Source organism: Trinickia symbiotica, assembly GCF_002934455.1.
Taxonomy (GTDB): Bacteria; Pseudomonadota; Gammaproteobacteria; order Burkholderiales; family Burkholderiaceae; genus Trinickia; species Trinickia symbiotica.
The window spans coordinates 87,032-106,318 of sequence record NZ_PTIR01000004.1 but is presented as its reverse complement, the minus strand read 5'-3'; the positions used below and the strand labels follow the sequence as shown (position 1 = coordinate 106,318).

The following is a 19,287-nucleotide window of genomic DNA, read 5'->3' as shown; positions in this document are numbered from 1 at the left end:
TCGAGCGCTCTTCGTCGAGCGCCTCCGTAACCGCGTGCTACCGGTTATGACGATTCATGAAGACAAGGCGCTCGAAGAGACTCATGTCCTGCTCGTTTTTCAGCAACGCGCCCGCGAGCGGCGGAACGATCTGCTTGTGATCCGGCGAGCGCAGCGCTTCGGGCGGGATCTCTTCGGCAAGCAGAAGCTTGAGCCAGTCGAGCAATTCCGACGTCGAGGGCTTCTTTTTCAGGCCCGATACGTTGCGCAACTCGAAGAAGCTCTCGAGCGCCGCGCGCAGCAGGTCCGCCCGGATGCCGGGGTAGTGCACATCGACGATTTGCTGCATCGTCGCGGGATCGGGAAACTTGATGTAGTGGAAGAAGCACCGGCGCAGGAACGCGTCGGGCAGTTCCTTTTCGTTATTCGACGTGATGACGACGAGCGGACGATGTTTCGCGCGCACGATCTCGCGCGTTTCATAGACGTGAAACTCCATGCGGTCGAGCTCGCGCAGCAGATCGTTCGGAAACTCGATGTCGGCCTTGTCGACTTCGTCGATGAGTAGGACGGCCGGCGAGTCCGATTCGAACGCCTGCCAGAGCACGCCTTTCACGATGTAGTTGGCGATGTTCTTCACGCGCTCGTCGCCGAGCTGTGAATCGCGCAGTCGCGAAACGGCGTCGTATTCGTAAAGGCCTTGTTGCGCTTTTGTCGTCGACTTGATGTGCCACTGAAAGAGCGGCATGCCGAGCGAGGCGGCCACCTCCTCGGCGAGCATCGTTTTGCCGGTGCCGGGCTCGCCCTTGATCAGCAGTGGACGCTTGAGCGTCATGGCGGCATTGATGGCGAGCTTGAGATCGTCGGTGGCGACGTAGTGCGACGAGCCTTCGAAACGCATGGGTACGCTCTCTCGGGAAATTCCGGTCAGTATAGGGCAGAAGCCGGTTCGATCTGCGGCATGATGTCGCAGGCCGTCCGCCGGCCGGCCTTGCGGGGGGGCGTCGGCCGGGCGCGCGGGGCCGCGCGGGCCTTGTGGACGTGCGGCTGAGCGTCGCGGTACAATTGCCGCGCTTTTTTGGCCTCTATTGGGGCAATTTCGACAATGAATGGCGGCGTGGCGATGATCCGCGCCGTGGCCCGCCGCGGTCAAGCGGGCGCTCGTTTCCCCTCAGCCAGGTTGAACAGAATATGACTTCTATCGTCGGCAAACATGTCGTGACCGCGACGCTCGCGGTGCTTGCGGGGTTTGCGCTGAGTGCCCACGCTGCCGATGTCGTCGGCAACGCGAAGGCAGGGCGCGACAAGGTCGCGATGTGCATTGGGTGTCACGGCATTTCCGACTACCGCACGGCCTACCCCGAGGTGTACGACGTGCCGAAGCTCGGCGGGCAGAACGAGAAGTACCTCGAGAACGCGTTGCAGGGCTACAAGAAGGGCGACCGCCACTTCCAGACGATGCACGCGATCGCGTCGTCGCTGACGGACCAGGACATCGCCGACATCGCGGCTTACTACGCGGCACAGACGCCTTCGTCGCCGAACAATCCCGAAAAGTGACCCCTGTGCGGGACGCTTTCAGCCTTCCAACTTCGCGGGATAGGAGAATTCATGAACAAGCCTGACCAGGCCCTTCGGACGGTTATCAAGGCTGCGGGGGCAGCCATCGCCATCGGCGCTCTCGTGGCTTCGAATCTGGCCCTCGCCGCCGACGCGTCGAACGGCAAGACGCTCGTCGAGAGCCACAACTGCGCGGCCTGCCACGGCGCGGGCCTCAATAAGCCCGTGAGCCCCGAATACCCGAAGCTCGCCGGGCAGCATGCCTCGTACGTCTATTGGGCGCTGCGTCAGTACCAGATGGGCAACGGCAACCCGAATTTCGGCCGCAATAATCCGATCATGCAGGCGCAGGTGCAGTCGCTCTCGCAAAGCGACATGAAGGACATCGCGGCGTATGTGGATTCGCTGTCAGGGGATCTGGTGCAGAAAAAGTAAGCGGCACGCGCGCTGCGGCGCGCGCGACGCACCTGATCTGATAAACGCCCCGCTCGCGCGGGGCGTTTGCTTTGCACGGGCGCTCTTTTGGCTATGAATCGGCCTGACTGCCGCTCTCTATCAATCCCGCGACGCCCGTCGCTCGATGCGGGCCAGATAGGCGTCGGTGTCCGGCGGCATGTTGCTGCGCTGAGCTTCCCAGATCATCTCGCCGAGGCATTCCATGATGGCGTGCTGCGCCTCGTGTGTGGACCCTAGACGGGCGACGAGCCGCTCGTGCGCCGCCCGGATGCCGGGCGGCTGATCGATCGAAAGCTGCTCGCTGATCGCGAGATGCATCGACAAGTGCAGGAACGGATTCGTCCTTCCCGCTTCCGGCGCGTACTCCGCCGCTGATGCCACTGCCTCGTCGGACAATTCGGCATGGTACTCGGGATGCTCGACGATCCAGTCCGCCGCTATGGCCTCGAGCGGCGTGAGAATCTCGCCCGCGCGTTGCTTGCGCCAGGTCTCGGTAAAAAAGCGTCTGACTTCTTCTCGGCTCGGATTGAACATCTCTGAGGGGGTTTCGCTTCAATTGTGCGCGGCTGCGCGGCGCTCGGCAACGGCGATCGCTTCGCCAGGTCCTCGTGCGCGCCGCGGGCGTTTTCGGTGAATCCTGTATTTTACGCCCCTGCAGAGTCGCACCGGGTAGACCCCTTCGGATGTCCTGGATCATCCATGCCGCTCCCCTCGAACGGCTAGAATCGCTCGATCGCTTTATCCCTCTATCGCATGCGACCCCGATCCGCTCGCGTCGTCGTCGGCCGCGGAGCCGTATCGTCCGATTCCAACCAATGACCGCTCTCTCCGCTTCCTCCCGCACCGAGACACTCTTCGGCGCGTTGCTCGTCGCCGTCTCGGCCAGCGCGTTCGGCGCGATGCCGATCTTCGGTCGGTACGCCTATGCCGGCGGCACCGACGTGCTCGGGCTCCTCACGCTTCGGTTCGGCATCGGCGGCATCATCCTCGGGCTCGTCGCGAAGCAGCGCGGTGTAGTCTGGCCGCGCGGCCGTGCGCTCGCTTTCATTGCCGCGATGGGTGCATTCGGGTACTTCGGCCAATCGCTTTGCTATTTCATCGCGCTGCAGCACGCACAGGCCAGCCTCGTCGCGCTGCTGCTCTACCTCTACCCGGCGTTCGTCACGCTGCTCGCGGCAATGTGGCTCGATGAGCGCCTCACACGCGTGAAGTGTGCGGCGCTCGTCCTTTGTCTCGCGGGCTCCGCGCTCATGGTCGGCGGCGGGCACGGTGAGCCGCTCGGCATCGCGCTCGGGTTCGCGGCGGCCATCGTCTATTCGCTCTACATCGTCATCGGCGCGCGCGTCACGCGCGGCGTCGATCCGCTTGCCACGACGGCCGTCGTCTGCCTCGCGGCCGCGGCGATGTTCAGCATGCTCTCGATCGCGCGCGCGGCCGCCGGCATGCCGCCGCACTGGCCCGGCACGTCCGCCGCATGGGCCGCCGTCATCGGCATCGCGCTCCTCTCGACCGTGGCGGCGATGCTCGCCTTCTTCGGTGGCCTTGCCCGCTTGGGCGCGGCGCGCACATCGATGCTGTCGACGCTCGAGCCCGTCGTCACGGTGACGCTCGCTTCGCTGCTGCTCGGTGAAACGCTGGGGTGGCTGCAGTGGATGGGGGGCGCTTCGGTTCTCGGGGCCGTGCTCTGGCTGGTCCGCTCGGGAGGCGGGGCGCGCGACGAGGCGGTTTCGCTCGAGGCGAATCAGTAGCGCAAGCCGCAGCTTGCGCGGCCCGACGCTCAAAGCTCGGGCGGCGGCGTCTTCGGCTTGTATTCGCAAAGCGGCTCGATCACGCAGTGCCAGCATTCGGGCCGCCGTGCCTTGCAGACATAGCGCCCGTGCAGGATCAGCCAGTGGTGGGCGTCGTGCCGGAACTCGGGCGGCGTGAATTTCTCGAGTGCGGCCTCCACGGCACGCACGTCCTTGCCCGGAGCAAGGCCGGTTCGATTCGCGACGCGAAAAATATGCGTGTCGACGGCGATCGTCGGCTGGCCGAACGCCGTATTGAGCACGACGTTCGCCGTCTTGCGGCCGACGCCGGGCAGATCCTCGAGCGCTTGGCGCTCGGCGGGCACTTCGCCGCCGTGCTGCTCGAGCAGAATCCGGCACGTCGCGATGACGTTCTTCGCCTTCGTGCGGTAAAGGCCGATCGTCTTGATGTACTCGGCGACCCCTTCCTCGCCGAGCGCCAACATCTTTTGCGGCGTGTTTGCGACAGCGTACATCTTGCGCGTCGCCTTATTGACTGAAACGTCGGTTGCCTGTGCCGAGAGCATCACCGCGATCAGCAACTCGAACGGGGTCGTGTATTCGAGCTCGGTTGTCGGATGCGGATTGAGGCTTTGCAGCGCCTCGTAGATGGCACGGCGTTTAGTGGCGTTCATTCGCGGCTAACGGGGTTTGTCGTTCGTTGTCGGACCACGGGTGTCGGATCGCGTATTGTTCTCAGCTGCGTCGTCGCCGTCCGTAGCCGCAGGCTCGCCGCCAAGGCCGAGCCGGCGCCGACGGGCCTCGGCGGCATCGATCTGAGCCTGCACGGCCGGCGAAACACCCGTGACGTTCTTCGGCGCCACACCTCGAGCGGCGAGCTCGGCCTTCTTCTGGCGTGCGCGCTTGAGCGCGGCTTCGATGATGGCCCGCTTTTTCGCCTCGGCATCGTCGACGGTGGCCGGCGGGTCCGCTTCCGGCGCCGCGGGAGCGGGTACCGAGGCTGCCCGGCGCGCCGCCGCGCGCTCTTCGGCCGCTTCGCGTTCGCGAGCGAGACGAGCAAGTCGCCGGTCATGCCGGACGCGCGCGGCCGCCGCCTGAGCGTCGCTCCACGCCTGCCATCCCGTTGCCTCGCCCGTTACCGGAATCATCGCGATGCAATCGACGGGGCAGGGGGCGACGCAGAGGTCGCAGCCCGTGCAAAGCTCGGCGACGGCGGTGTGCATGAGCTTCGGCGCGCCGACGATGGCATCGACCGGGCACGCCTGCATGCAGAGCGTGCAGCCGATGCAAAGCGATTCGTCGATGAAGGCGAGCGGGCGCGGACGCTCCGCCCCGTTGGCGGGATTGAGCGCAATCACGGGCTTGCCGAGCAGCGCGGCGAGCCGCGCAATGCCCTCCGCGCCGCCGGGCGGGCACTGATTGTATCCGGCGGCACCGTTCGCGACGGCTTCGGCGTAGGGACGGCAACCGTCGTAGCCGCACTTCGTGCACTGGGTCTGAGGTAGCAGATCTTCGATGCGATCCGCGAGGGTCTTTCTATCGGTCACGTTCGGAAACGTCATGACGCAGCCCGTGGCGCTTGCCGCCAGCCAAGCAGCGGCGAAGCTCCGGGCGGTCGGCCCCGCTTGGCGGCGAGCCGCCTTGGCGCACTTGTCCGTCCAAGCGGGCGGAAGGTGGGCGACATGCGGGCAAAGTGCGCATTATCGCCGATTTCCCGGGTTGCCATCGGCAAGCCATGTGCCATAATCGAAGCGCTTTTCGCATGACCGCTTAAAAGGCACGGGGGTATCTCCGACGAGTAATGGTAAATGGCGCGTCCAGCGCACGCACCGGCGTACAGGTCCAAGGAGGGGCCGGCGGCGTGACGCGGACGACACGGCTATCGAGAAAACGCCGGGCCGCCCCAGTATTCCGTCCCGCACGGAAGTCCCCTTTGGGGGAAGACCCTTCGGGGGACTTGGCGTTCAGCGCCAGGTCTGGGGGCCCTCAATATGCAAAAGGCCACCATGAATCAGCTGAAAATCAAAAGAGATCCCGAAGGCACCCGGCGGCGCATTCTGCTCGCGGCGGCCGAAGAATTCGCGAATGGTGGCTTGTTCGGGGCCCGCGTCGATCAGATCGCGCGTCGCGCCGAAACGAACGAGCGGATGCTCTACTACTATTTCGGCAGCAAGGAGCAGCTCTTCACGGCGGTGCTGGAGCATGCGTTCGGCGCACTCACGGAGGCGGAACGGGCGCTCGATCTGTCGGGGCTCGCGCCTGTGGAGGCGATCACGCGGCTCGCCCATTTCGTCTGGGACTACTATCGCGACCATCCCGATCTGCTGCGGCTCGTGAACAACGAGAACTTGCACGAAGCGCGCTACATGCAGAAATCGACGCATATCCGCGAGATGATTTCACCGATCGTCGCCACGCTTTCGTCGATTCTCGAGCGTGGCCAACGGGCCGGCCTCTTCCGCACGAACGTGGATCCGTTGCGTTTTTATGTGGCGCTTTCGGGGCTCGGCTATTACATCGTCTCGAACCGCTTCACGTTGCAAGCCACGCTTGGGCGCGACTTCAGCACGCCCGCCGAGCGCGCGGAAATGATCCGCATGAACACGGAGCTGCTGCTCGCCTATCTGATGCGGCGCTGACCCACACCACGCTGGCCCGCGCGGCTTGCATGCTCGCGCCGACCGCCCCAGCAACGGCCGACGCGAGAATGCGTGTTGACACGTCTCAAGCCTCGACAGGCTCGGCAGCGACCGTCGTTTCCTGGTTGTTCTCGAGGATGAAGTCGCGCAGTTGCGGGTAAATGATCGTGCGCCAGCGGCGTCCTGAGAAAATCCCGTAATGGCCGCATTTCTCGGCCGTGAAATGGCGCTTCTTGTCTTCCGGAAGGCCCGTACAGAGCCGATGCGCGGCGCGCGTCTGGCCGGTGCCCGAGATATCGTCGAGCTCGCCCTCGATCGTAAAGAGCGCCGTCTTTTTGATGTCGGCCGGGCGCACGAGCTCGCCTTCGATCTCCCAGGTGCCCTCGGCGAGCCTGAACTCCTGGAACACGATGCGAATGGTGTCGAGGTAGTACTCGGCGGCCATGTCGAGCACCGCGTTGTATTCGTCATAGAAGCGGCGATGCGCTTCGGCGTCTTCCTCGTCGCCGCGCAGCAGACTCTGGTAGAAGTCCCAGTGCGACGCCGCGTGCCGTTCCGGGTTCATCGCGACGAAGCCGGCGTGCTGCAGGAAGCCCGGATAGACGTGACGGCCGATGCCAGGATAGTTCGGCGGAACGGTGTAGATCACGTTGTTCTCGAACCACGAGTACGAGCGTTGCATGGCGAGGTTGTTGACCGACGTGGGACTGCAGCGCGCATCGACCGGGCCGCCCATCATCGTCATCGTGCGCGGCGTGTCTTCGCCGCGGCTCGCCATCAGCGAGATCGCCGCGAGCACGGGCACCGTCGGCTGACAAACGCCGAGCACGTGCAGATCCTTCGCGCCGATGTGGCGGATGAATTCCTGAATGTAGGCGACGTAATCGTCGAGATGGAAGGGGCCGTTTTCGACGGGCACCATCCGCGCATCGATCCAGTCCGTGATGTAGACCTTGTGGTCCTGCAGCAGCGTGCGCACCGTATCGCGCAAAAGCGTCGCGTGATGGCCTGAGAGCGGTGCGACGACGAGCACGACGGGCTCGTCCTTCAGTTGGGCGACGGCCTCGCTGTCATCCGCATAGCGCTTGAACCGCAACAACCGGCAGAACGGTTTTTCGATGATCGTTTGCTCGACGATCGGAATGTTACGGCCGTCTTTGACGATTTGATGAAGGTCGAATTCGGGTTTTTCGTAATCCTTGCCGAGACGGTAGAGCAACTCGTACGCAGCCGAGTAGCGCGACGCGCCGGGCACGTAAGCGAATGGACTCGCGGGATTGGCGAACGACCTCGAGGCGGCTTGCGCCCACGCCGTGAGGGGATTCAAGAGCGCGCGCTGAAACTCGTAAAGCTGGTAAAGCATGATGGAGGGCTCCCACATCTGGGGCGAAGCACTTGAGGCGCCGGCGTCGCGGCATGCTATGCCGAAATCGATTCGCGCGGGTGAAACTGACTTATTCGATGATAAAGGACAAACATGACCGGTTGCAACGCAGCAACTTGCACTGTGCAGGAAATGTTTCCCGCATTTATAGCAGCCAGAAACGTGCCGGCGGGTGTCAATAATCCGTCAGTATGAGCGCAAGCGAAACGAAAGAATGCAGCCATGCCCGGAATGGCGCAACGGCTGCACGATTACAGTGCAAAGCGGCCGCACCCGCCGGCTATAGCAGGTTCTGGCGCGGCATGCGTAGCGGCTTCCGATCACTCTTTCGGGTGCCCCGTCACATGCGTCATTTCCTGTTCATGGCGCATTAGATTGAGCCCGGTATGAATGAGTGCGACATGCGAAAAGGCTTGCGGGAAATTTCCCGTGAAGCGTTTGTCGCGCGGGTCATATTCCTCGGACAGCAGCCCGACGTCGTTGGCGAGGCCGGCCAGCCGCTCGTACATCGCGTGCGCTTCGTCGAGCCGACCCTGCAGCGCGAGATTGTCGACCATCCAGAAGCTGCAGGCCAGGAATGTGCCTTCGCCGGGAGGCAGGCCGTCGTCGACGTCGGCCGTGTGGTAACGCAGCACGAATCCGTCACGCATCAACTCCCGCTCGATCGCGTGCACGGTCGAGGCGACGCGCGGATCGTCCGGCGGTAAAAATCCCATGAGGGGCACGAGCAGCAGGCTCGCGTCGAGGTCGTCGCTGCCGTATGACTGCGTGAATGCGCCTACTTTTTCGTTCCATCCCGAGCGGCAGACGTCGGCGTGTATTTGCGCGCGCAATTCGCGCCAGCGTTCGACGGGTCCGTGCAGCTTGAACGATTCGGCGGAGCGGATCGCGCGGTCGAATGCCACCCAGGCCATCACCTTCGAGAACGTGAACTGGCGGCGTCCGCTGCGTACCTCCCAGAGACCTTCGTCCGGATCGCGCCAGATTTTCTCGAGGTGGTCGAGCATCGCGCATTGCACCGCCCAGACGGTTTCTTCGGTATGGAGGCCGCCGACGCGCGCGAGATGCAGCGCGTTCATGACTTCGCCGTAGACGTCGATCTGAAGCTGGCCGACGGCGTTGTTGCCGATGCGCACCGGCTTCGACCCCTCATAGCCCGGCAACCAGTCGATCTCCATCTCGTGGAGCCGCCGCTCGCCGGCGAGCCCGTACATGATCTGCACCTGTGCGGGAGAGCCGGCCAGTACACGCCCGAGCCATCCGCGCCACGCCCGCGCTTCGTCGTAATACCCGCAGCGCATCAGCGCGAGCAGGGTGATCGTCGCATCGCGCAGCCAGCAATAGCGATAGTCCCAGTTTCGCTTGCCGCCGATAAGCTCGGGCAGCGACGTCGTGGGCGCCGCGACGATGCCGCCCGTCGGGGTGTAGGCGAGCGCTCTGAGGGTGATCAGAGAGCGCAGGATCGGTGCCGCATAGCGGCCCGTGACTTTGCAGCGCGCGGACCATTCGCGCCAATGCGTCTCCGTGCGTGCGAGCGCCGAGAACGGATCGTCGGCGGGTGGCACGTGCTGATGCGAAGACGAGTAGGCGAGCGTGAACGGCACCTGCTCACCCTCCGAGACGACGAAGTCCGCTTCCGTGTGCATGTTGGCGCCGCGCAGCTCGACGTCCGTGCGCAGCACGACAGTATCCGGCCCGACGGTCGCCTTGATCCCCTTGCCGTGCGAAAGCCGCGTGACCCATGGCACTGAGAAGCCGTAGTCGAAGCGCAGCGTCAGCGCCATGTGCATCGGCACGGTGCCGCGCCGTCCGACGACCATGCGCACGAGCTCGGACCAGCCGTTGCCGGGCGGCATGAAATCGATGACCGTCACCGCGCCTTCCGGCAGCTCGTAATCGGTCTCGAGCACCAGCGTGCCGTCGCGGTAGCGACGCGTGATTTTCGACGCGGCGGCCGCCGGCGCGAGGCGCCAGCAGCCGTGCTCCTCTGTGCCGAGCAGTGCGGCGAAGCAGGCCCCTGAATCAAAGCGGGGCCAGCACAGCCAATCGACGGACCCCTCGCGGGAAATCAGCGCGGCCGTGTGGCCGTCCCCGACGAGGGCATAGTCTTCTATTCGAGCAGGCATGTTAACGATTTCAGAACGATTCGACGTTGTCATGATTCGATGTCACTGGCTACAATCGTGCCTCGGGGATCCGGGCCGCGCGCCGCACGAAGTCGAGCACCCAATGCGCTACGACTACAAGAACGGAAAACATTCCGCTGCGCCAACCAACCAGTCTCGCACGCGACGCATCTTTGGCCCTCAACGCTTATGTGACGTTCATTCATCGAGAGGATTGACGCCATGCAGCACCCGTCCAAAGTCGATTGCATCACCATTCTTTCCGCCGCAAGCAAGCTCGACGACAACGCCTTGCTTGCCCTCGATTCCAGACTGCTCGGCCTGACGCGCAACGGTATGGATACTGCTGCCGCGTTTCTCATCGAGCGCGCGTGCTTCAAGCAGCACCGCGACGGTGGTGGACATTATGAGGTCGGCGGACTGTCGCTGCAGGGCAAGCTCCGCCTCGAGCAGCTGAGGCACGGTTGAGCGCATGGCCATCGTCAGAGCCTGAGGTGCTCCGCGCCGGGGCCCACGAGACCCAGAATGCCGATGATGATGAGGTACAGCGCAACGATGTAATTGAGCAGGCGCGGCACGGCCAGAATCAAGATGCCGGCGATCAGTGCGGCAAGCGGTCCGAGGCTGATGGAAATGTTCATGGCGGTTCCTCGCTCGTGGCGAATCGAGAGGGCTTTTCGTGCGTACGACCATTTTGCCGCGGCACAGCGATTTGCGTGCCACCTCGCTGCCACCGGCGCCCAGCCGCAAAAACTGCGCGGCGATGGCTGCTTGGTTGGCCGCTTTAATCTTGCTGAGCGCTTCATTGACATCGGGCACAGCCATGGCTCAAACAACTGGAACGGCCGGCGGCGACTACGATCTGCTGATCGGCACGTACACCGCGCCGGGCAAGAGCGAGGGCATCTATGTCTATCGCTTCGACACTCGCTCGGGCCGCGCAAGCCCGTTGTCTGTGCTGCGAACCGTCAATCCGTCGTATCTCGTGCCGAGCCGCGACAACCGCTATGTCTATGCCGTCAACGAATTGCCCGGCGACAACGGCCCCGCTAGCGTTCGCGGCGGCATTACCGCCATGGCTTTCGATGCCGCAAGCGGTCGTCTGACGCTCCTCGATCACGTGTCGTCCGAGGGGAACGATCCCTGCTATCTAAGCATCTCGCCCGATGGCAAATACCTCTTCGCGGCAAACTACTCGGTCGCGGCCGATCCCGGCGGCAGCTTCGCGGTCTTTCCGCTCGAAGCCGACGGACGTGTCGGCACGGCGGCACTCGTCGTTCATCACGAGGGGAGCGGGCCTGTCAAAGGCAGGCAGGACAGCGCGCACGTCCATTCGACGGTCTTCTCGCCCGATGGCCGCTATCTGTTCGCTCAGGATCTCGGCCTCGACAAGCTGTTCGTCTATCGCTATACGCCGAATGCGGGGCAGGGCGCGATCGTGAGCCCGACCGAGCAGCGCTATGTGCAGATGCCCTATGGGTCCGGACCGCGCCATCTCGTTTTCGACGCGAAAGGGCAATACGCCTATCTGACGAGCGAGCTTGCCGGCACGGTGACGGCTTTGCAGTACTCGAACGGCACGTTGCGCTCGCTGCAGGTGCTGAAGCTTGCGGAGCCCGGCTTCACGGGGAAAGTCGGAGCCGGCGCGATCCATTTGTCGCCCGACGGCCGGTTTCTCTATGCGACCAATCGCGGCGACGCCAACGAGATCGTCATTTTCGCGGTCGATCCCGACGACGGTCTTTTGCGGCTCGTCGGGCGCCAATCGACGCTCGGCCGCACGCCGCGCGAGTTCTCGATCGATCCGACCGGACGGTGGCTCATCGTGGGTAATCAGGATAGCGATACGGCTTACGTTTTCAGCCGCGATCCCGAGACGGGGCGTCTCGGCCCGAATCCGATCCGGCTCGATATCGGTTCGCCTGTCGACTTCAAGTTTGTGCCCGCGTCGTGACGCCGGGGCGGCTCGGGGCGGTAAAGATGCGGGCGCGGATACAAAGAGAGCCCACGCGTCAGAGCAAGCACGTGGGCTCGAATCTACCGCCTCACGGGGGGCGGGGCGGCAGGGGATGACAGCGGTTCGGACAATGTATCCCCAACGAAGCAATGGCTATGCCGGGGCGTGCTGGCGCCGCTCCTCCAGTGCTTGCTCGCCCGAGTAAGGCGCCGATTCGCCGGTGCGGCGCACGAAAGGACTCGCTACTTCTTGCAATCGCCGAGCACGTTTTACCTTGACTATGCTATGGCTATTGATCGGGGCCGGGCGGGGCGAGGACTTCACGGCTGCCGTTGACGCTCATCGACGAAACGAGTCCCGCCGCTTCCATTTGCTCGACGAGTCGCGCGGCGCGGTTATAACCGATACGCAGCTGCCGCTGGACGGCCGAGATCGAGGCGCGGCGCGTGCGCACGACGAACGCCACCGCCTCGTCGTAAAGCGGATCGGCCTCGGCATCGGGTGCGTCGCCGAAGAGATCCTGTGCCGCGCCTTCGGCGGCGGGGCCATCCAGAATCCCTTCCTCATACTGCGGCTCGCCGAATTGCTTCAAGTGCTCGACGATCCGATGCACTTCCTCGTCGGCGACGAACGCACCGTGCACGCGCTGCGGGTAGCCGGTGCCGGGGGGCAGGAACAGCATGTCGCCCTGCCCGAGCAGCGATTCGGCGCCCATCTGATCGAGAATCGTGCGCGAGTCGATCTTCGATGAAACCTGGAACGCGACGCGTGTCGGAATGTTGGCCTTGATGAGCCCCGTGATCACATCGACGGACGGGCGCTGCGTCGCGAGGATCAGATGGATGCCGGCGGCGCGCGCTTTTTGCGCGAGCCGCGCGATGAGCTCTTCGATCTTCTTGCCGGCGACCATCATCAGGTCCGCCAGCTCGTCGATGACGACGACGATGAGCGGTAGCGTCGAAAGCGGCTCCGGTGCATCGGGCGTCAGTGAAAACGGGTTCGTCAGCTTCTTTTCCGCGGCCTCGGCGTCGCGGATTTTCTGGTTGAATCCGGCAAGATTGCGCACGCCGACAGCCGACATCAGGCGATAGCGCTTCTCCATCTCGCCCACGCACCAGTTCAGCGCGTTCGCGGCAAGCTTCATGTCGGTGACGACGGGCGCGAGCAGATGCGGGATGCCCTCGTAGACGGAGAGCTCGAGCATCTTTGGATCGATCATGATGAGGCGCACGTCCTCGGGCGTCGCTTTGAAGAGCAGGGACAGGATCATCGCGTTGATGGCCACGGACTTGCCCGAGCCGGTCGTGCCCGCCACGAGCATGTGCGGCGCTTTGGCGAGATCGGTCACCACAGGCTGCCCGGTGATGTCCTTGCCCATCGCGATCGTGAGGTTCGATGGGGAATGGCGGTAGGCGTCCGCCGCGAGGATCTCCGAAAGCCGGATCGTCTGACGTTTGGCGTTCGGCAACTCGAGCCCCATGCACGTCTTGCCCGGAATCGTTTCGACGACGCGGATCGACGTGAGGCCGAGGCCGCGCGAAAGGTCCTTCATGAGGCCGACGATCTGGCTGCCTCGAACGCCGAGCGCGGGCTCGACCTCGAAGCGGGTGATGACGGGGCCGGCCGACGCGCCGACCACCGTCACGGGCACCTTGAATTCCTGCAGGCGCTGCTCGATCAGCTGGCCCGTTTGCGTCAGTTGCTCGGCCGGGATCGGTTCGGCATCGGACGACGCCTGCACGAGCAGGTCGATCGACGGCAGCTCGACGGCAGCGGCCGCCGGCGCATGAAACGCGAACTCCGCCGCGGCATGGCCGCGGATCGGCGCGGGGGGCGATTCGGGGGATGCGGCCACGCCCGGCGCATCCGCGTCGTTTGCGCCGGCTGGGGGCTGTGGCGGGACAAATGCGGTCGGCTCGGCAGGCGGCGGATCGTCCCACGGGTCCACGGCCTGGAAAGTGGACAGTTGGCGCCCGATCGGTTGCTCCACTGGCGGTTCGACAGGCGGGGGCAGGGCGGCCGGCTCGGACGGTTGCGGCTCCACGGGCGACGGAATGGGCTCTGAGAATCGCGTTTGCTCAGGCCAATCGGGTGGCTCGGGGGAGGGTTCTTGCGCAGGCCAAGCGGCTGAATCGGAGGATGGCACGCGCGTCGGTCGGTCCGTTGGCTCGGAGGGCGGCACTTCCGTCGGCGAATCGGTTGGCTCGGGGGATTGTTCTCCCGCGGACGAAGCGGCCCGTTCTGAGGATTGCACCGGCATCGACCAGCTGGCTGGCTCGGCGGAGCGCACTTCCGTAGCCGGCGCGGTTGGCTCGGGCAGTCGCACTCCCACAGGCGAGGCGGCTGGCGCCGGGGGTTCCGGCTCCGCGGGCGACGACGGCGAGTGTCGGTGCGGCGAGAGGGAGAAAACCGTTTCCAGCTCACCGCTCACGGTCGGCTGCTCGTCAGCCGTGCTGTTGCTGCTCCCCATCGATGGCGCCGACGCACCGCGGCGCGCAAGGCCGATCCCCGCAAGCGCGGTCCACTGAGCTGTGTTTGCTTCGATAGCACGCAATGTTTCTTCGACGCTTTGCGCCGGAAGAGCGCTGCCTGGTCGATCCGGTTCCGGCTGGGGGCGCTCGCTCTCCGCGGCCGGCGAAACGGTTGCCCGGCGCGTCGTTGCGTACGGTCGCGGGGGCGGTGCCGCAGGGGTTCCCGCGAACGACCGGGCGGTCTGGGGGTGCTGCGTGGGGCGGTGGTGCGGCGCGCCAGTCGCACGCGTCGTTTCAGGCGCTGCGGCGGGCGGAGCGGGCCGTGCGGCGCTCGAGCGCGCGGCGGACTGCTGCGGCGACGCCGGCCGGCGAGGTTCCGTTTGGTGGCGCGTACCGATGATCGAATTGTCCGCGCGTTGACCGCCCTGAGTTTTCATCGTTGCGACGCCCGAGGCCCCGCGCGATACCGACGGCGGTTGCCAGACGGTGGGGCGAGCGTAGCGTCCCCCCGATTTCGGCGCCATCGTATTCACCGTATTGACGGCCGATATGCTGCCCGTCGCGACGCGCGCCGTTCCGGTGGTGCTCGGGTGCGCGTCCCCTGCGCGCGCGGCGACTCGCTCGTGCCGGGTGCTCGATCGCGTCGCGACGTTTGCGGCCTGATCGCGCGACGAGGCGAAATCGAGTCCGAGCCCGAGCGCGCGGTCGGCGGCGCCGAGTGCATGACGCCAGCTGAATCCGATCAGCCACGGCAGGCCGGCGATCAAGAGCGGGAGCGCGCCGACCGAAGCGACGAGGCGGCCGGCCGCGCCGAACGCGTGGTCCGCGGCGGCGACGAATGCGTGGCCAAGCACACTGCCGGAGGCAGGCGCGAGCGCGGCCTCGAGCGTGCTGCTCGCCGCAAGCGCGCAAGCGAATCCGAACCAAAGGCGGATCGTCCCAGGACCGCCGAGGCCGCTGCCGCCAGGCAGGAGCGCCTTCGCGAGGCGCCACGCGAGAGGAACGAACCAGACGGCGGAGACGCCGAACCAGCCGGAAACAACCGTATGCATGCTAGTGGGAAAGAAAGGCAGAGGGCGGCGCTTCGCGCAACGCGGCGAGTTTAACCTTTCGGGACGTCGTGCGGCTTCGATGTTGCGCGCATCGCATGGCGCCTACCGGCTCGCGGCGTCAAAACGCAGGATGGCGCCGTCTTGCGTGACCAGTTCGAGCCGAAGCGGCGCACGCCATTGCACGCCTGTTTTCGCGATATGGGCGAGCGCGTCGAGGTAGGCGTGTTCGAGCTCGCCGCGCGATCCGGAGCAGGCCATCCGCGTCGTGGCGAGCGGCCCCAACGTGAGCGCGCCGCTTTTGAGGGCATAGGGCCCGCTGAAGCGGTTGCAGCCTGCGAAGCCACTTGCACGCCGCTGGCCGGTCGCCGTCGACAACACGAGGGTCGGGGCGGCTTCCCGGTCGGCGCCCGTCGCGTCCTTCGCGCCCTCGGCGCCCTCGGCGCCGGCGATCTCGCGCGTCGCACCGCCGGCCGTCTGCCAGCTCGCGAGCGTCCACGAGGTGTCGTCGAGCAGCTGCGTGGCCGCGGGATTGAACGGGTCGCTCGGCGGCGCTGCCGACTCGGGATGCGTCGGCAGCGCGCAGGCCGCGAGCATCGCGCACACCGCGACGAGCGGCGCGGCAGCCAGCGCGCCGGCGCGGCGCCGCGCCGGACGGACGCGCGAAGCTGCGCGCCGCCGCGCGATCGACGGATTCGACATGGGTTCGTTCCTCTTCTTCTATCGCTCGAAAGGCGTAAGGGTAGCGTACTCGGCCCGCGAGGCGTAAGCGAGCGCGGGCAGCAGGTTGCGCGCGGCGCAAATGGCATCCCAGGCAACGCGATGAAACGCGCGGCGCCGCATGCTAGCATCGCGGCTTCATCGAGCTTCTCTTCTCGAACGGATATTCGTCATGCAGATCGGTCAACGAATCGGTACGCCGCTTTCCGCCTCCGCCACGCGCGTCATGCTGCTTGGCGCGGGCGAGCTCGGCAAGGAAGTCATCATCGCGCTGCAGCGGCTTGGCGTTGAAACGATTGCCGTCGATCGTTATCCGAATGCGCCGGGCCATCAGGTCGCGCATCGTTCGCACGTGATCGACATGACGGACGCGGCCGCCCTGGCCGAACTCGTGCGCGCAGAGAAGCCGCACCTCATCGTGCCCGAGATCGAAGCGATCGCGACGGATGCGCTCGCCGAAATCGAATCGGCGGGGCTCGCCGAAGTCATCCCGACCGCGCGCGCGACACAACTGACGATGAATCGCGAGGGCATCCGGCGCCTCGCGGCGGAAACGCTCGGTTTGCCGACGTCGCCCTACGCGTTCGCGGATTCGCTCGACGAGCTGAAGGCGGCCATCGATCGGATCGGCTACCCGTGCGTCGTCAAGCCCGTGATGTCGTCGTCGGGCAAGGGCCAATCGGTGTTGAAGAGCTCGGCCGATATCGATGCGGCGTGGCAGTACGCCACGGCCGGGGCGCGCGTCAATGTGGGCCGCATCATCGTCGAAGGCTTCGTCCAGTTCGATTACGAGATCACGCAGCTGACGGTGCGCGCCGTGGAGCCGACGACCGGTAGCATCGATACGTACTTTTGCGAGCCGATCGGCCACTTGCAGGTGGCCGGCGATTACGTCGAGTCGTGGCAGCCGCAGCCGATGTCGGCCATCGCGTTCGCGCGCTCGCGCGAGATCGCGCGCAAGGTCACGGAGGCGTTGGGCGGCCGCGGCGTGTTCGGCGTCGAGCTGTTCGTGCGCGGCGACGAGGTCTGGTTCTCGGAAGTGAGCCCGCGTCCGCACGACACGGGGCTCGTGACGCTTCGCTCGCAGCGCCTGTCGCAGTTCGAGCTGCACGCGCGTGCCATTCTCGGCTTGCCCGTCGATCCGTCGCTCGCCGCGCCAGGTGCTTCCGCCGTGATCTACGGCGGGCTGGAGGAGTCCGGCATCGCGTTCGAGGGCGTGCGCGAGGCGCTCGCCGTGCCCGGCGCTGACTTGCGGCTCTTCGGCAAGCCCGAGAGCTTCAAGAAGCGCCGCATGGGCGTGGCGGTCGCGACGGGGGCCGACATCGACGAAGCGAGGCGGCGAGCGAAGGCGGCCGCGGCGGCGGTGCGGCCGGTGTCGGCTGCCCGCAGCGCCGACGCGTCCCGGTAGCGCGTCGTCGCGCCAGCACGGGTGGGCCAGGAACTGTCACAGTCCGTGCAACAGCGCGGTGCTACAATACCGGCCTTTCCGGTGGCGCGTTTCGTCGACTTCCGCCACTGGCCCGAGCCGGCCGCTCGCACTCGGCGTCACATGACGCTTTGCGGTGCGGCGATGCGCGCGTGCGCAAGCGCACGGCGTCAGGGGCGGTCCTCGCTGGCGACAACCGCGAGCTTGCCCTGCCGCGCAAGGCTGGCCGCCTCCGTCGGCTCACGGCCGCGCGCGAACGACGCGGCGCCGTCGACGGCGCATTTTTAGCGAACGCCACTATGTCCGATCCCGCTGCGAAGCCCCAGTCAGCCCCTACGACCATCGCCAATTTCGACCAATTCGGCCTCGGCCCTGACATCCTGAAGGCCATTGCCGAGCAAGGCTATACGACGCCGACGCCAATCCAGGCGCAGGCGATCCCGGTCGTGCTTTCGGGCCGCGACGTCATGGGCGCCGCGCAGACCGGCACCGGCAAGACGGCCAGCTTTTCGCTGCCGATCATTCAGCGGCTCTTGCCGCTCGCGAGCACGAGCGCTTCGCCCGCGCGCCATCCCGTGCGCGCGCTGATCCTCACGCCGACGCGCGAGCTGGCCGACCAGGTGGCCGCGAACGTCGAGGCGTACGCGAAGCACACGGCGCTGCGCAGCGCCGTGGTTTTCGGCGGCGTCGACATGGGACCGCAAGAAGCGGAGCTGCGGCGTGGCGTCGAAATTCTGATCGCGACGCCTGGACGCCTGCTCGATCATGTCCAGCAGAAGACGACGAATCTCGGTCAGGTTCAGATGCTCGTGCTCGACGAGGCGGATCGCATGCTCGACATGGGCTTCCTTCCGGACTTGCAGCGCATCCTCAACCTGCTGCCGAAGGAGCGCCAAACGCTGCTCTTTTCGGCGACTTTCTCGCCCGAGATCAAGAAGCTCGCCGCGACTTATCTGCGCAACCCGCAGACGATCGAGGTGGCGCGCAGCAACTCGACGGCGGCCAACGTCACGCAAATCGTCTTTGAGGTTGCCGAGGGCGACAAGCAGGGCGCCGTCGTCCAGTTGATTCGCGAGCGCGGCCTGAAGCAGGTCATCGTCTTTTGCAACAGCAAGATTGGCGCAGGGCGCCTTGCGCGCCAACTCGAGCGTGACGGAGTCGTGGCGTCGGCGATTCATGGCGATAAGTCGCAACTCGAGCGGATGCAGGCGCTCGACGCGTTCAAGCGCGGCGAAATCGAGGCGCTCGTCGCCACCGACGTCGCCGCACGCGGCCTCGACATCGTCGAGTTGCCGGCCGTCATCAACTTCGACTTGCCGTTCAACGCCGAAGACTATGTGCACCGGATCGGCCGCACGGGCCGTGCCGGCGCATCGGGCGACGCGCTTTCGCTTTGCAGCCCGAACGAGCGCAAACAACTGGCCGATATCGAAAAGCTGATCAAGCGCCCGCTCGAGATCCGGCCGCTGCAGGTGGACTCGCCCGTCCGGCATCACCGCGACGAGCATGGCCGCCGCGAGCGCGACGAGCGTTCCGGGCGCCGCCGCGGTGCGCCCGCCTATGAGCGCCCGGCGCACCGGCACGCGCCCGTCGACGACTTCTTCTACAAGCCGTACGAGCCGTCGCCGTCGGCGAGCAAGGGCGAGGAGCCGAAGAAGCCCGAGCCGGTGAGCAAGTCGGCACAGAAACAGCCGCTCGCCGCGCTGCTCGGCGGCTTCGGCATGCCCCGCCGCAATACGTCGTCTTGAGTCGAGCGGCACCCCTCGGCCGCG

The 19,287-nt window shown here is 65.8% G+C and carries 17 protein-coding genes; 8 read left to right on the top strand and 9 right to left on the bottom strand.

Annotated elements, in window-relative coordinates; translation table 11 throughout:
- Positions 1–37: 37 nt before the first annotated feature.
- A complete protein-coding gene (locus B0G57_RS08265) occupies positions 38–880 on the bottom strand; it encodes an AAA family ATPase (RefSeq protein ID WP_018442997.1) in 843 nt (280 codons plus the stop codon).
- A gap of 290 nt (positions 881–1,170) precedes the next feature.
- Between B0G57_RS08265 and B0G57_RS08260 the strand changes: the two genes are divergently transcribed.
- Together B0G57_RS08260 and B0G57_RS08255 are read left to right on the top strand one after the other, a co-directional pair.
- Complete coding sequence (locus B0G57_RS08260; protein WP_026230101.1) at positions 1,171–1,539, top strand: c-type cytochrome; 369 nt, start codon at positions 1,171–1,173, stop codon at positions 1,537–1,539.
- Positions 1,540–1,590: 51 nt separating this feature from the next.
- Positions 1,591–1,974: a c-type cytochrome gene (locus B0G57_RS08255; protein ID WP_018442995.1), complete on the top strand. Its 384-nt coding sequence runs from the start codon at positions 1,591–1,593 to the stop codon at positions 1,972–1,974.
- Positions 1,975–2,094: 120 nt separating this feature from the next.
- On the opposite strand, the gene B0G57_RS08250 is transcribed toward B0G57_RS08255, so the two are convergent.
- Entirely contained in the window at positions 2,095–2,529 is a 435-nt protein-coding gene (locus tag B0G57_RS08250) for a DUF1841 family protein (RefSeq protein WP_018442994.1), read from the bottom strand.
- Between the two features lie 281 nt (positions 2,530–2,810).
- Between B0G57_RS08250 and B0G57_RS08245 the strand changes: the two genes are divergently transcribed.
- On the top strand, positions 2,811–3,743 hold the full coding sequence (locus B0G57_RS08245; RefSeq protein ID WP_018442993.1) for a DMT family transporter: 933 nt from the start codon (positions 2,811–2,813) through the stop codon (positions 3,741–3,743).
- Positions 3,744–3,772: 29 nt separating this feature from the next.
- Here the strand turns inward: B0G57_RS08245 and nth are convergent, their stop codons facing one another.
- Complete coding sequence (gene nth / locus B0G57_RS08240; protein ID WP_018442992.1) at positions 3,773–4,417, bottom strand: endonuclease III; 645 nt, start codon at positions 4,415–4,417, stop codon at positions 3,773–3,775.
- 6 nt (positions 4,418–4,423) lie between these two features.
- Positions 4,424–5,332, bottom strand: a complete 909-nt coding sequence (rsxB, locus tag B0G57_RS08235; RefSeq protein ID WP_262984468.1) for an electron transport complex subunit RsxB — start codon at positions 5,330–5,332, stop codon at positions 4,424–4,426.
- 417 nt (positions 5,333–5,749) lie between these two features.
- Here rsxB and B0G57_RS08230 point away from each other — a divergent pair, with 417 nt between their 5' ends.
- A complete protein-coding gene (locus B0G57_RS08230; protein ID WP_026230099.1) occupies positions 5,750–6,382 on the top strand; it encodes a TetR/AcrR family transcriptional regulator in 633 nt (210 codons plus the stop codon).
- Between the two features lie 85 nt (positions 6,383–6,467).
- Here B0G57_RS08230 and B0G57_RS08225 read toward each other — a convergent pair whose 3' ends face one another.
- Together B0G57_RS08225 and B0G57_RS08220 are read right to left on the bottom strand one after the other, a co-directional pair.
- The gene (locus B0G57_RS08225) at positions 6,468–7,745 is read right to left on the bottom strand and encodes a polyhydroxyalkanoate depolymerase (protein WP_018442989.1); all 1,278 of its coding nucleotides are present in this window, start codon (positions 7,743–7,745) and stop codon (positions 6,468–6,470) included.
- A 341-nt stretch (positions 7,746–8,086) separates the two neighbouring features.
- Entirely contained in the window at positions 8,087–9,892 is a 1,806-nt protein-coding gene (locus tag B0G57_RS08220) for a glycoside hydrolase family 15 protein (RefSeq protein ID WP_026230098.1), read from the bottom strand.
- Between the two features lie 222 nt (positions 9,893–10,114).
- Between B0G57_RS08220 and B0G57_RS31640 the strand changes: the two genes are divergently transcribed.
- The gene (locus tag B0G57_RS31640) at positions 10,115–10,360 is read left to right on the top strand and encodes a hypothetical protein (RefSeq protein WP_018442987.1); all 246 of its coding nucleotides are present in this window, start codon (positions 10,115–10,117) and stop codon (positions 10,358–10,360) included.
- A 14-nt stretch (positions 10,361–10,374) separates the two neighbouring features.
- Here the strand turns inward: B0G57_RS31640 and B0G57_RS08210 are convergent, their stop codons facing one another.
- Entirely contained in the window at positions 10,375–10,533 is a 159-nt protein-coding gene (locus B0G57_RS08210) for a DUF3096 domain-containing protein (protein WP_018442986.1), read from the bottom strand.
- A gap of 122 nt (positions 10,534–10,655) precedes the next feature.
- On the opposite strand from B0G57_RS08210, the gene B0G57_RS08205 reads away from it, so the two are divergent.
- The gene (locus tag B0G57_RS08205) at positions 10,656–11,846 is read left to right on the top strand and encodes a lactonase family protein (RefSeq protein WP_189595336.1); all 1,191 of its coding nucleotides are present in this window, start codon (positions 10,656–10,658) and stop codon (positions 11,844–11,846) included.
- A gap of 292 nt (positions 11,847–12,138) precedes the next feature.
- Here the strand turns inward: B0G57_RS08205 and B0G57_RS08200 are convergent, their stop codons facing one another.
- Entirely contained in the window at positions 12,139–15,372 is a 3,234-nt protein-coding gene (locus B0G57_RS08200) for an FtsK/SpoIIIE family DNA translocase (RefSeq protein WP_018442984.1), read from the bottom strand.
- A gap of 102 nt (positions 15,373–15,474) precedes the next feature.
- The gene (locus B0G57_RS08195; RefSeq protein ID WP_018442983.1) at positions 15,475–16,071 is read right to left on the bottom strand and encodes an META domain-containing protein; all 597 of its coding nucleotides are present in this window, start codon (positions 16,069–16,071) and stop codon (positions 15,475–15,477) included.
- A 190-nt stretch (positions 16,072–16,261) separates the two neighbouring features.
- On the opposite strand from B0G57_RS08195, the gene purT reads away from it, so the two are divergent.
- Both purT and B0G57_RS08185 read left to right on the top strand, forming a co-directional pair.
- Positions 16,262–17,497 (top strand): formate-dependent phosphoribosylglycinamide formyltransferase, encoded by a 1,236-nt coding sequence (gene purT / locus B0G57_RS08190; protein ID WP_018442981.1) that lies wholly within the window; start codon positions 16,262–16,264, stop codon positions 17,495–17,497.
- A 317-nt stretch (positions 17,498–17,814) separates the two neighbouring features.
- Entirely contained in the window at positions 17,815–19,263 is a 1,449-nt protein-coding gene (locus B0G57_RS08185; protein ID WP_026230097.1) for a DEAD/DEAH box helicase, read from the top strand.
- Positions 19,264–19,287 lie beyond the last annotated feature (24 nt).